The sequence below is a fragment of the Micromonospora sp. NPDC005298 genome, assembly GCF_040607375.1.
Taxonomy (GTDB): Bacteria; Actinomycetota; Actinomycetes; order Mycobacteriales; family Micromonosporaceae; genus Micromonospora.
In genome coordinates, this window is sequence record NZ_JBEXGP010000005.1 from 111,025 (window position 1) to 123,763 (window position 12,739).

Here is a 12,739-nt window from a genome sequence, read left to right on the forward strand (position 1 = left end):
GAGTTCGCATGACTGGGTCCTTCCGTCGTCGGTGGAGCCGCGAGCCGCTGCCCGGGCCTGCCGACGACGGTAGGATCCGCTCCTCCGCCGAAGCTGAACCAAACCTTGATTCCGCAGGTCGCCGCGCCTCAGAGCGTCGACACGGCGCGTGCGGCACCCGGGGAGGCCCCGACGCTGTCGAACCCACAGTCGGCGCCGCAACCGTCGTGCCAGCCCGCCGCCTCACCGGCCTCCCGGGTGCCCAGTCGGTCGAAGACCGCCAGGGCATCGGACCAGGCGGTGTGGGCCGCCGGCACATCGCCGCTCGCCGCGCGGACCAGCCCGAGGTCCCGCAGGGTCCGCGCCCGGCCCAGGTCGTGTCCGAGTGCCTGCCAGCCGTCGTACGCCAGCTCCAACGCGCGAGCCGCGTCGTCGAGCTGGCCCGCGGCGAGATGCAGTTCGCCGATGGTGCGCTGGACGAGCGCCGTGCCCAGCCTGTCGTGCAGACGCCGGCAGGTGGCCAGGGAACGGCTCAGCGGCTCGCGGGCCCGGTCCACCTCGCCCCGGCGGAGCCAGATCTTCGCCAGCGCCTGGGCCGTGTAGCAGGCCATGTGCTCGTCCTGATGGGCCATGATCTGTGCGTGCGCGCGCGAGCACCACATCTCGGCCTCGTCCAGTTCGCCGCGCGCCCGGTGGACCAGACCGATCGCGCGGGTGGCGATGGCCTCCCCACGCCAGTGCCCGAGTGTGCGGTACCCACTGACGGCCTCGCTGAGCCGCGCATTGGCCGTCGTGTCGTCACCCAGCTCACGGTGGCAGTGCCCCAGCCCGTACCGGGCGTGCGCGGCACCGTTCTCGTCGCCCAGCCGGGCCAGCGTGTCGGCGGCAGCCTCCAGCAGCGGGATCGCCTCGTGGTGCCGTCCCACCTCGCGCAGCACCGTGCCGAGCCCGTTGCGCGCGGCGGCGGCCCCGGCCTGGTGGCCGGCCTCGTCGAAGAGTGCCACCGCGGCCGGGAAGTAGCGCTCCGCGTCGGCGAACCGGTCCTCCTTGTAACGGAGCAACCCGATCCCGCACTCGATGACGGCCTGGGCCACCCGGTTGCCCGTACGACGCGCGACGCCGATCGCCGCCGCGTGGGTGCGGTCCCAGCTCAGGAAGTCGTTGCGGACCGCGAACGAGGCGAAGACCAGCGCGTCGGCGAGCGCACAGGCCGCCGCGTCCATGTCGAGCTCGGCCGCACGTTCCACCGCCGCGACCAGGCAGGCGCCCTCGGCGTCGAGCCACCCCGGACGCAGGTGGTCGGCGGCCAGCACACACGGCTGGAGGCTGACCGGCATCGGCGGCTGCCGGTACAGCGGTGGCACCGCGTGCGGAAGTCGCTCGCCGAGGCGTTCACTGAGCTCGGTCGCCGCGGTCAACACCCGGGCCACCGCGGTGTGCAGCTCCTCAGGGGTGTCCTCCTGGACGGCGCGCTCGTACGCGTACAGCCGCACCAGGTCGTGCATCTGGTATCGCAGGACGCGGTGCACCGGGTCCGTGACGACCTCGATCAGGCGGGCGTCGACCAGGAGCTCCAGCAGCTCCTCGGTGACGTCCACCGGTTCGTCCAGAAGTGCCGCGCCCAGCCATTCCGCGAAGCTGGGCGACCCCATGAAACCGAGCAGACGGAAGATCCGCCGTGCGGCCGGATCCAGGCCCTCGTAGCTGACCGCCACGCTGAGCCGGACCGCCAGCCCGTCGGCGGTCATCTCGTCGAGCCTGCTCCGCTCGTTGCGCAGCCGGTCGGCCAGCCGGGCGATCCGCTGGTGTGGTCGCGCGGTCAGGCGCGCGCCGATGATGCGCAGGGCGAGGGGCAGGCCGCCGCACAGCCCGACGAGCGTCTCGGCCGCTTGCGGCTCGCGGACGATCCGGTCGTCCGCGAGGATCTGCGCGAGCAGGGCCAGTGACTGCTCGGCGGTGAACATCGCGAGCTCGACGTGGTGTGCTCCGGGCACCGTGGTCAGCCGGGCGCGGCTGGTCGCGATCAGGGCGCTGCCGGAGTCACCGGGAACGAGGGGGCGGATCTCCTCGGCGCTCGTCGCCGCGTCGAGCACGATCAGGATGCGGCGCCCGCTGATGGTCGAGCGGTACTGGCTCAGCTTCTCCTCGGTGCTGCGCAGCTGCTGCACGTTCGGGACGCCGAGGGCGCGCAGGACCTGGTTCAGGGCGCTGGCCGGGTCGCTGCGCCGGCCGTCGAGACCCACGAAGATCTGCCCGTCCGGGTAGCTGTTCCGCAACAGGTGGGCCAGCCGCACGCTCAGCGAGGTCTTGCCGACGCCACCGGGCCCGGACAGGATCAGCGGCGGCCGCGAGACGACCGCCCGTTCCGGCTGCGCCAGTACGCTGAGCGCCCGCTCGATCTCCGCCTCGCATCCCGTGTGGTCCGGAAGCGGGGGCGGTAGCTGGCAACCGGGACCGGCACGCCCGACCGGCGGTGCGTCGGTCGGCTCGTCCGGCGCGACCGGTTCGACGTGCTCCGGTGCCACCACGACGGGCGGCGCGGGTGGCGCGGACGCTGCCACCGGCCGTCGCGCCATCTCGTCACGCAGGATGCGCTGGTGCAGCTGTTGCAGTTCGGCGCCCGGGTCGACGCCCAGCTCCTCGGAGAGGAGCGTGCGCGTGCGGGCGTACTGGTCCAGCGCCTCGGCGCGTCGGCCACCGAGGTGCAGCGCGCGCATCAGGTGCAGAACGAGGGGTTCGGTGAGCGGGTCGCGTTCCAGTGCCTGGCTGAGTCTGTCGGCCACCGGCCCGGGGCGGCCCTGACGCAGTTCACTCTCCGCCCACTCCAGCAGGGTGCCGAGTGCCTGTTGACGTAGCCGCTCCCGCACCCGGGCCGCCCAGTCGCCGGGCAGACCGTCGAGCGGGTCGCCGCGCCACAGCTCGACCGCCTGACGCAGCAGGTGCGCCCGTCGCGGGTCGTCGGGTTCGAGATGGTGGACCTGGTCGGTGAGACTGCGCAGCAGCCGCAGGTCCACGCGGTCGTCCGAGGCCTCCAACTGGTATCCACCGGGCCGTCGGACCAGTGTGATGGCCGTGACGCCCTCGTCGAGAGAGGCCGCCGCGAGCAACCGGCGGATCCGGGTGATGTAGGTGTAGAGCACCCCTCGGGCCTCCGCTGGGGGCGAACCGTCCCACACCCGGTCGATGAGCGTCTCGACCGGTACGGACCGACCGACGTCCACGGCCAGTGCCGCCAGGACCAGGCGCTGCTTCAGCGGGCCGAGTTCGATCGGCCGGCCGGCCGCCTGGATCTGTAGCTCGCCAAGTATCCGAAGTTCCACGGCATCGCCCCCGCGTCCGTTGGGTCGTCCACATCGGCCACGACCAGGTCTGACATGGCTGTCAAGGATTCGTTCAGCTTCGCTACCGGGTCCGGCGGCGAGAGTTCTGCCATCACCGATCCGGTGCACGACGACCGGCGGTGGCCCGTACGGCCAGGCGAGTCCACTTCCCTTCCGAGAGGAGCCGCGAGCAACAACTTCATCGAACGTCGACAAGAGAGCCGCCGGATGCCGGCAGCCCTCGTGATCTTGCACGTTCGCAGCGACTCTAACCGGCGATCGGGGGCGATCAGTGCCCCCGAGGCGATGCCGGCCGCCCATCGGGCCTCTTCACTGGCCCGAAAAACCATCATTCCTTTGGAGGAAACCTGCTATGCGAGTCTTCGCAGCACGTGGCAACCTGCGGTACACCACCCGGCTGGTCGCCGGCGCGGCGCTGAGCCTGGCGGTCGTCGGCGCGAGCAGCCTGCTCGCCATCTCACCCGCCGAGGCCTCGGCGTTGAACGGGACGATCACCCGGACCGAGATGCTCGACCGAGCCCAGAACTGGGTGGACCGCGACATCACGTACACCCAGACGGGCACGTGGGCCGGTGACGTCGACGGCGCCCACACCTACCGGCGGGACTGCTCCGGCCTCGTCTCGATGGCCTGGCACCTGTCGCAGAGCTACGTGACCGACCAGTTCCAGGGCAGCAACGCCATGTGGAGCACCCTCGGCAGCCTCAACGACTTCCAGCCCGGCGACGCGATGGTGCGCTCCGGCCACATCGAGCTCTTCGCGTACTGGAAGGACAAGAGCGATCACGGCAAGGGCGCGTACGTCTACTCGTTCAACGACGACGGCCAGACGGTGCAGAACCCGTACGCCAACAACAACGTCGGCCGGCGGGGCTTCAACGACTGGGACGACCTGACGACCTACAAACCCATTCGGCGGGCCAAGATCGAGGCCGAACCGGAGCCCGAGCCGGAGCCGGAAGTGACCCCGGTCGAGGATCCGAACGTGGTGCAGCTCTCCGGGGATTTCAACGGTGATGGTCGGGACGACGCGGCGATGTTGTACCGCTACAAGGACGAGTCGATCGAGTTGTTCACGGCGTTGGGTAACGCCGGTGGTGGGTTCGGGGCGTTCACGGGCAGTTACAAGCTTCCGGCGAATTCGTGGAAGTGGGATTCGTTCCGGACGATCGTGGGTGACTTCAACGGTGACGGTCGTTCGGATCTGGGGGCGATGTATTACCAGGCGGACGGGTCGATCACGATGCACACCGCGTTGGCGAACACGGCCGGTGGGTTCGGGGCGTTCACCGGGAGTCTGACGGTGCCGGCCGGCGCGGGGTGGAAGTGGGACGCGATCCGGTTGACGAGCGGTGACTTCAACGGCGACGGTCGCGACGACGCGGCGATGCTGTACCACCACAAGGACAACTCCATCGAGTTGTTCACGTCGCTGGGCAACACCAGCGGTGGGTTCGGCACGTTCACCGGCAGCTACAAGCTCCCCGCCAACTCGTGGACCTGGAACTCGTTCCGCACCATCGCCGGCGACTACAACGGTGACGGCCGCTCGGACCTGGCCGCCATGTACTACCAGGCCGACGGCTCGATCACGATGCACACCGCGCTGGCGAACACGGCCGGCGGGTTCGGGGCGTTCACCGGCAGCCTGACCGTTCCGGCCAGCGCCTACTGGAAGTGGGACGCCGTCCGCCTGACCACCGGCGACTTCAACGGCGACGGCCGCGACGACGCCGGCATGCTGTACCGCTACAAGGACGAGTCGATCGAGCTCTTCACCGCGCTGGGCAACACCAGCGGTGGGTTCGGCACGTTCACCGGCAGCTACAAGCTCCCGGCCAACTCGTGGAAGTGGAACTCGTTCAAGACGATCACCGGTGACCACAACGGTGACGGCCGGACGGACCTGGCCGCCATGTACTACCAGGCGGACGGGTCGATCACGATGCACACCGCCCTGGCGAACACCGCCGGCGGGTTCGGGGCGTTCACCGGCAGCCTGACGGTGCCGGCCGGCGCGGCCTGGCACTGGGACGCCATCCGGCTCTTCTGAGCATCCCTGCTGCGGGAGGGCTCACGCAGAGCCCTCCCGCACCCCCCGGTGTCATCCGGTCAGCCGACAGCCCTGGCGCGAGGTCGCGCCCGTCGAAGGAGTGTGCATCAATGTCCAGCACCAAGAGGTCGGGTGTCGTCGCCGCGCTGGCCGCGGTCGCCCTGCTCGCGACCGCCGCACCGGCGGTCGCCACGGAACGGGTCGCGGACGCCCCGGACGGGCACCCGGCCATCGCCGACGCGGCCCCCGCGATGGCGGCCACCGCGGCCGTACCCCCGGGATACCCGGTGACCGGTATCGACGTCTCACACCACCAGGGCTCCATCAACTGGGCGACGGTGGCCGCCGGGGGCGCGAAGTTCTCCTACGCCAAGGCCACCGAGGGGCTCTCGTTCGTCGACAGTTCCTTCTCCGCCAACCTCCGGGGCGCCAAGGAGAACGGCATCCTGGCGGGGGCGTACCACTACGCCCGCCCGGAGTTGTCCGACGGCACCAGTCAGGCCAACTACTTCCTCGACCACGCCCAGTACTCCCAGGACGGCAGGACGCTCATCCCGATGCTGGACATCGAGTGGCCCTGGGAGGGGTCGGGTGCGCCGTCCCCCTGTTACGGACTCAGCACCACCGAGATGTCGAAGTGGATCAAGCAGTTCGTCGATCGCGTCTACGCCCGTACCGGCCAGCGCACGATGATCTACACCAACACCAACTGGTGGAACCCGTGCACCGGCAACAATGCGACCTTCGGTGCCAACCCACTGTTCATCGCCAACTACAGCTCCTCGTACAAGCCACTGCCGGCGGGATGGAACCAGTTCACCCTCTGGCAGTACGCGGACGGGGGCTCCCTGCCGGGCGACCAGGATGTCTTCAACGGCAGCCTCACCCAGCTCCAGGCGCTCGCCGGTGGCGGCGGCCCGCAGACAACCCCGGTCGAGGATCCGAACGTGGTGCAGCTCTCCGGGGATTTCAACGGTGATGGTCGGGACGACGCGGCGATGTTGTACCGCTACAAGGACGAGTCGATCGAGTTGTTCACGGCGTTGGGTAACGCCGGTGGTGGGTTCGGGGCGTTCACGGGCAGTTACAAGCTTCCGGCGAATTCGTGGAAGTGGGATTCGTTCCGGACGATCGTGGGTGACTTCAACGGTGACGGTCGTTCGGATCTGGGGGCGATGTATTACCAGGCGGACGGGTCGATCACGATGCACACCGCGTTGGCGAACACGGCCGGTGGGTTCGGGGCGTTCACCGGGAGTCTGACGGTGCCGGCCGGCGCGGGGTGGAAGTGGGACGCGATCCGGTTGACGAGCGGTGACTTCAACGGCGACGGTCGCGACGACGCGGCGATGCTGTACCGCTACAAGGACGAGTCGATCGAGTTGTTCACCGCGCTCGGCAACGCCAGTGGCGGCTTCGGGGCGTTCACCGGCAGCTACAAGCTTCCGGCGAACTCCTGGAAGTGGGACTCGTTCCGGACGATCGTGGGTGACTTCAACGGTGACGGCCGCTCGGACCTGGGGGCCATGTACTGCCAGGCCGACGGCTCGATCACGATGCACACCGCGTTGGCGAACACCGCTGGCGGGTTCGGGGCGTTCACCGGCAGTCTGACGGTGCCGGCGAGCGCGGCGTGGCAGTGGGACGCCATCAGGTTGGCCGCCGGCGACTTCAACGGCGACGGTCGCGACGACGCGGCGATGCAGTACCACTACCGGGACGACTCGATCGAGTTGTTCACCTCGCTGGGCAACACCGCTGGCGGGTTCGGCACGTTCACCGGCAGCTACAAGATCCCGGCGAACTCGTGGAAGTGGGACTCGTTCAAGTCGATCACCGGTGACCACAACGGTGACGGTCGGACGGACATGGCGGCCATGTACTACCAGGCGGACGGCTCGATCACGATGCACACCGCGCTGGCGAACACGGCCGGTGGGTTCGGGGCGTTCACCGGCAGCCTGACCGTCCCGGCCAGCGCGGCCTGGCACTGGGACGCCATCCGACTTCTCTGAGACATCGTCGGTCGGCGTGGGAGGGGCACTTGAAGCCCCTCCCACGCCGCCGCCGTCCGCGAGCCGCCCGACCGTCGACCACGACGTACGGCGCGTGCGGTTAACATGGCGGGACCATGGCGAGTGAGCGCAAGGCGACGGCGGACCCGGCCCGTAGCCTGGCCATCCTCTGGCGCACCCGGGAGCCGACCAGCCGCAGCGCCGGGCAGGGGCTCAGCGTCGAGCGGATCGTCCGCGCCGCCATCGACATCGCCGACGCCGAGGGCCTCGACGCGCTGACCATGCGCCGCGTCGGTGAGGCGCTGGGGGTGGGCACGATGTCGGTGTACACCTACGTGCCGGGCAAGGCCGAACTCGTCGACGTCATGATCGACACGGCGTACGGCGAGATGCCGCGCCCCGCTGTCGAGGGGGACTGGCGGGTCCGCCTGGAGCGGATCGCCCGGGACAATCTCGCGCTCTACCACCGGCACCGGTGGATGCTGCGGGCCGAGACGACCCGACCGGTGCTCGGGCCGAACCTGGTGGCCAAGTACGACTACGAACTCGGCGCGGTCGCCGACATCGGGCTCACCGACGTCGAGATGGACGCCGTGCTCACCCTCGTCCTCGGGCACGTGAAGAGTTCCGCGCGGGCCGCGTCCGAGGTGGTCGACCTGGAGCGGCAGACCGGCATGACCGACGGCCAGTGGTGGCAGTCGCACGCGCCCTGGCTGGAGACGTTCCTGACCCCCGACAGCTATCCGACCGCCTCCCGCGTCGGTACGGCCGCCGGCCAGCAGCACGGCGCCGCGTACGGCCCGGAGTACGCCTTCGAGTTCGGTCTGCAACGCGTCCTGGACGGGATCTCCGTGGTCATCGCCGAGCGGGCGGCCACCGGCTAGTCGAGCACCGCTCAGGGGCACCGCCGCGCCAACGGCCCACCGGCGCGGATCGGCGGCGTCCCGGGCTCGGCCGAACCCACCCACGCCCGCCAGCCCGGGTGGTACGACTGGGACGGCAGCCGACGTCCGGGAAGGGGGGCGATGACGAACGGCCTCCCCGAGCGGCTGCTCCAGCAGCGGGAGAACCCCCGCCGGACGTCGTTCCTGGAGCTCTTCTTCGACCTGGCCTTCATCTTCGCGCTGACCCGGCTGTCCCAGGCGCTGCTGGCCGACCACAGCCTCTACGGCGGTCTCCAGGTGCTGCTGATGCTGGCGGCGCTCTGGTGGGTGTGGTTCGTGACCGCCTGGTCGGCGGACTGGTTCGACCCGCGCGCGCCGCTGATCGTCGTCCTGCTGCTCTGGGTGATGTTCGGCGGCCTGCTGATGGCCGCCGCCGTGCCCACCGCCTTCGACGACCACGCCATGCTGTTCGCCATCGCCTACGTCGCCATCCACGTGGGCCGGGGGGCGCTGCTGATCCCCGCTCTGCGGGGGCACCCGCTGCAACTGCGCAGCCTGCGGGTGGCGATCTGGTTCACGATCTCCGGCGTGCTCTGGGTGGTCGGCGCGTTCGTCGCCCCGGCGCGCGAGGTGCTCTGGGCGCTCGCCCTGCTGCTGGAGTACTCCCTCGCCCGGCTGCGCTGGCCGTTCCCGCGGCTCGGGCGCAGTTCCTGGCCGGACCTGCAGGTGAACGGGGACCACCTCTCCGAGCGCTACCAACAGATCTTCATCATCGCGCTGGGCGAGCTGATCCTGATCGCCGGCTTCACGTACAGCCAGTCGGACCTGGACCGGGAACGCACGCTCGCGTTCACGCTGGCGTTCGTGACCGCAGTGGCCCTGGCCCGGCTCTACCTGGTGCCCGCCGGCACCCGGCTGGGCGCCGCCATCGTGGCGGCCGGCCCGCCCGGCAGCAAGCTGGCGCTTCTCGCCGGCTACCTGCACCTCGTCATGATCGCCGGGGTCCTGGGCACCTCCGTGGCGATGGAGATGACGATCCACGACCCGGGTGAACACAGCACCGGGCAGTTGGCCGTGGGTGTCCTCGGCCCGGCGCTGTTCCTGACCGCCCGGATCCTTCTGTCGGCGGTGATCGACGCCAGCCTGCCGTGGGCGCGCCTGATCGGTGTGCCGGCCATCGTGGTGGCCGGCCTGACCAGCGAGGGACGTCCGCAGCTCGTGAACAGCGCCGCCGTGACCCTGGTGCTGCTGTTGATCGTCCTGCTCGACGCGATGCCCGGGATACGGCGGTTCGTGTGGCGCACCGCCGCGGGCGACGCGCCCGGCCGGCGGCGGCACGGGTAGCCGGCCGATGCCCGGGGGATCAGGACGACACGGTGACCGACCGCGCCGGGACGACGTGGTGGAGCTGCGGGTGCACGGCGTGTCGGGGGCGCAGCCGGCGGTCATCCTCGGCCGGGCGCGGACGCGGCAGGTCGCCGGCGACGACAGCGGCGGCTTCCACCGCACCGACGAGCCCGACGGCACCGACCCGGACGGTGTGACGCTCGAGGCGTACCGGTGGGGCGACCTGCCCTCGGGCACCGTCGTCCGGACCCTCGCCATGGTCTTCCTGCTGCCGTTCATGCTGAGCAACGTGGCGGTGTGGATGCGACCGACGAGTCGCCGCAGCGCCGACGGGGTCGCCATGCTGTGCCGGCTCCTCGCGCTCAACCTCACCGCGTTGTACGTCGTGGCGGTGGCCGGGATCGCCCTCGACCTGGTCGCCTGGCGGTGCCTCGGCGAGGCCCGGTGCCGGGGACCCTTCGACACGATGGACGGGCTCGACGGTCGGCACGTCGGGCAGCGGCTCGCCGTGCTGGCGCTGGCGCCGATCGCCGCCGTCGTGCTCCTGCGGCTGCTCGGCGCCCGCCGACCCCGCCCGGCCGACCATCCGGTGTGGGCCGTTGAGCCGCTGGTGGGACGACTGCGGGCGATCCACGTCGCCGCCGCACTCGCCGTACTCGATCTCGTGCTGCTCGTGGCCCGACGCGCGGCCGGCGCGACAGTCGCGACGACGCTGCTGCTGGCGCTCGGCGCGGCGGTGCTGCTGGCCTGCGTCGGCCTGCTCGCCGCACCGGGGCTGGTCGACCAGGTGGCGGCCGCGCGGACGGCCACCAGGAGCGCCCGCGCGACTGGCGTCGCGGCGGCCGGCCTGACCGTGGCGACGCTCGTCGTCGTCGCCCGCGACGAGCGGGACTGGCCGTCGTCGGGTGGCCTCCCCGGCTACGGAGGGATCGCCGGCGCGGTGCTGCTCAGCCAGATGCTGCTGCTCGTGCTGCTCAGCGGCGTCGTGCTGTGGCAGCGTGGTCGGGTGGGCGGCCGGGCCGTGCTGCGGCGCGGACTGGGCGCGGCGGTGATCGCGGCCATCGCGGTCGGCCTGGCCGGTGCGCTCTCCGCCGGTCTGGCCTATCAGGCGGGGGAACTGCTCGGCGGGTACCGGGGTGACGGTGGGCCACCGCTGCCGTACCGCTGGACCCTGCTGGCCTTCTTCCTGCACATGGCGGCGGCGGTACTGCTGTGCGGCGCGATCAACCTCCTCTCGCGGCGACGGCGGTACGCGGCGGCGGCGGCGACCGCCGCCCGCGACTTTCCCGCCGCGCCACCGGAGGCGGCCGGACGACTCAGGCAGGTCGTCCGGGCCGTCGCGCGGGCGCGGTTCACCGAGTGGCTGGGCGTGCTGGCCGCCACGTACGCGGTTCTCGCGGCGGTCGGACTGGCCACCAGTCTGCTCGGGCTCACCGGGCGCCACCCGGAGGAACTGGCGCTGGTTGTCGGACTGCCGGCCGAAGCCGTCCGGATGGGCCTCACCGGCGGCACCTACCTCGTCGCCGTGGTCGTCCTCACCCTGCTGGCCGGTGGTGTGTTCGCGTACCGGACGGCCTGGTTCCGCCGGCACGTGGGGATCCTGTGGGACCTGGGCACCTTCTGGCCCCGGGCCGCCCACCCGTTCGCGCCGGCGAGCTACGCCGACCGGGCGGTGCCGGAGTTGGCCGACCGGATCATCGCGCTCGCCGGGCGGCACCGCGGGGTGCTGCTCTGCGGGCACAGCCACGGCTCGGTGCTGCTGGCCCTCGCGGTGCTGCGGCTGCCCCCGCAGGTGCGTCGCCGGGTCGCTCTGCTCACCTACGGGTCGCCGCTGGAGCGCCTGTACGCCCGGCTCTACCCGGCGTACCTCAACGAGGAGATGATGCGTGAGGTGGGGGAGCGGGTCGGGTGGCGCTGGCTCAACCTGTGGCGCGACACCGACCCGGTGGGCGGTTGGATCTTCTACGCGAACCGCCCCGGTGACCCGCCTCCGGACGCCGCCGACCCGGCCGGGTCGGTCGACCGGCGGGTGCGGGACCCGCGGAGTCTGCTGGCCGCGCCGGGGGACAAACGACCGCCGCCGGTCCGGGGCCATCATCCGGGGGAGACCGACCCCGAGTTCCGGGCGGCGGTACGCGACCTCGTCGCACGACTGCCCGGCTCGGGCGACGGGTGAACCCGTGCCCCGCCGGTCAGCCGCCGTCGGGTAGCCGCTCGGACTCTGCCACGACCGCTCGCACCTTGCGCAGGGTCGCGTCCGGCGCGCGGATCGCGGCCCGCCAGCGGTCCAGCGTCCGGGTGAGCACCCGGACCACGAACTGCAACTGGTTGACCTGCTCGCGCAGCGTCCCCAGCTCCGAGCGGGCGTGCAGCGCCTCGCCCTCCAACTCGGTGATCCGGGTCTGCAACGGCTGCACCAGGGTGAGGGCCGCCTCGGTGAGGGTGTCGGCGGCGTCGGCCTTGAACTTGCCCCGCTGCACCAGCACGGTGGCGATGGCTGCCAGACCGGTCGAGCCGCCGAGGATGCCGAACACGCTGAGCGCCACCTGAACCCAGTGCGGTGCGGCCGGCGTCGGCGACGTGTTCACGGGACGCTCCCCTGCAGTTGCAGGTCGGCCACGCATTCGCAGGCGCGGACCAGGCGGCGCAGGTCGACGGCGATCTGCACGGCCCGCCACAGCGAGCCGACAGTCACGGCGATGACGAACGACGACGCGACCACCGACTGTTGGTTCCACAGGGACACCAGGGTGGCCGCGTACATGCCGGTGATGGTGCCGAGCACCAGGACCGACGCGAGCTCGATGCCGAGCCCGGTGGAGAGCCGGCCGGGCCACAGGATGCCCAGCAGGCCGCCCACCCCCACCAGGATCAGGCCGATCTCCCAGGCGGCCTGCACGGGCGCCGGCATGGACGTCTGTACGGAGGTCGGCCGGACGTCGAGGGTCAGCATCAGGACGCCGCACACCGGCGCCATGGCCAGGACAGCTACCTCGTACGGCTGGTGGCGGGACCGGATACGGAGAACTCTCACGGCAACTCCCTGGTCGAGGACCGGCCCCATCCGTCAACGGCCGACGGGCCGGTGCCGTGTGGAGGACGTCGTGACCGGGGTGCGGT

At 71.3% G+C, this 12,739-nt stretch carries 8 protein-coding genes; 5 read left to right on the forward strand and 3 right to left on the reverse strand.

Annotated features, from left to right (window positions below):
• Positions 1 to 128 precede the first annotated feature (128 nt).
• Positions 129 to 3,299 carry a BTAD domain-containing putative transcriptional regulator gene (locus ABZS77_RS12615; protein ID WP_354821599.1) on the reverse strand — a complete coding sequence of 1,057 codons (3,171 nt, stop codon included), beginning with the start codon at positions 3,297 to 3,299 and terminating at the stop codon, positions 129 to 131.
• 373 nt (positions 3,300 to 3,672) lie between these two features.
• Between ABZS77_RS12615 and ABZS77_RS12620 the strand changes: the two genes are divergently transcribed.
• The 5 genes from ABZS77_RS12620 to ABZS77_RS12640 all read left to right on the forward strand — a co-directional run bounded on the left by ABZS77_RS12620 (position 3,673) and on the right by ABZS77_RS12640 (position 11,795).
• Positions 3,673 to 5,373: a VCBS repeat-containing protein gene (locus ABZS77_RS12620; protein WP_354821602.1), complete on the forward strand. Its 1,701-nt coding sequence runs from the start codon at positions 3,673 to 3,675 to the stop codon at positions 5,371 to 5,373.
• A 110-nt stretch (positions 5,374 to 5,483) separates the two neighbouring features.
• A complete protein-coding gene (locus tag ABZS77_RS12625; protein ID WP_354821605.1) occupies positions 5,484 to 7,388 on the forward strand; it encodes a GH25 family lysozyme in 1,905 nt (634 codons plus the stop codon).
• Between the two features lie 116 nt (positions 7,389 to 7,504).
• On the forward strand, positions 7,505 to 8,272 hold the full coding sequence (locus ABZS77_RS12630; protein WP_354821608.1) for a TetR/AcrR family transcriptional regulator: 768 nt from the start codon (positions 7,505 to 7,507) through the stop codon (positions 8,270 to 8,272).
• A 141-nt stretch (positions 8,273 to 8,413) separates the two neighbouring features.
• Positions 8,414 to 9,616, forward strand: coding sequence for a low temperature requirement protein A (locus ABZS77_RS12635; RefSeq protein ID WP_354821611.1), 1,203 nt, complete (start codon positions 8,414 to 8,416; stop codon positions 9,614 to 9,616).
• Between the two features lie 7 nt (positions 9,617 to 9,623).
• Positions 9,624 to 11,795, forward strand: a complete 2,172-nt coding sequence (locus tag ABZS77_RS12640) for a hypothetical protein (RefSeq protein WP_354821614.1) — start codon at positions 9,624 to 9,626, stop codon at positions 11,793 to 11,795.
• Positions 11,796 to 11,811: 16 nt separating this feature from the next.
• Here the strand turns inward: ABZS77_RS12640 and ABZS77_RS12645 are convergent, their stop codons facing one another.
• Positions 11,812 to 12,207, reverse strand: coding sequence for a hypothetical protein (locus ABZS77_RS12645; RefSeq protein ID WP_354821617.1), 396 nt, complete (start codon positions 12,205 to 12,207; stop codon positions 11,812 to 11,814).
• Positions 12,204 to 12,653, reverse strand: a complete 450-nt coding sequence (locus ABZS77_RS12650) for a hypothetical protein (protein ID WP_354821620.1) — start codon at positions 12,651 to 12,653, stop codon at positions 12,204 to 12,206. The genes ABZS77_RS12645 and ABZS77_RS12650 overlap by 4 nt, the downstream gene beginning before the upstream one ends.
• Positions 12,654 to 12,739: the final 86 nt, after the last annotated feature.

Bases quoted from the DNA above. Each gene is read 5' to 3' on its own strand.
- ABZS77_RS12620 (WP_354821602.1), top strand. From the start codon at position 3,673: ATGCGAGTCTTCGCAGCACGTGGCAACCTGCGGTACACCACCCGGCTG.
- ABZS77_RS12625 (WP_354821605.1), top strand. From the start codon at position 5,484: ATGTCCAGCACCAAGAGGTCGGGTGTCGTCGCCGCGCTGGCCGCGGTC.
- ABZS77_RS12630 (WP_354821608.1), top strand. From the start codon at position 7,505: ATGGCGAGTGAGCGCAAGGCGACGGCGGACCCGGCCCGTAGCCTGGCC.
- ABZS77_RS12635 (WP_354821611.1), top strand. From the start codon at position 8,414: ATGACGAACGGCCTCCCCGAGCGGCTGCTCCAGCAGCGGGAGAACCCC.
- ABZS77_RS12640 (WP_354821614.1), top strand. From the start codon at position 9,624: ATGCCCGGGGGATCAGGACGACACGGTGACCGACCGCGCCGGGACGAC.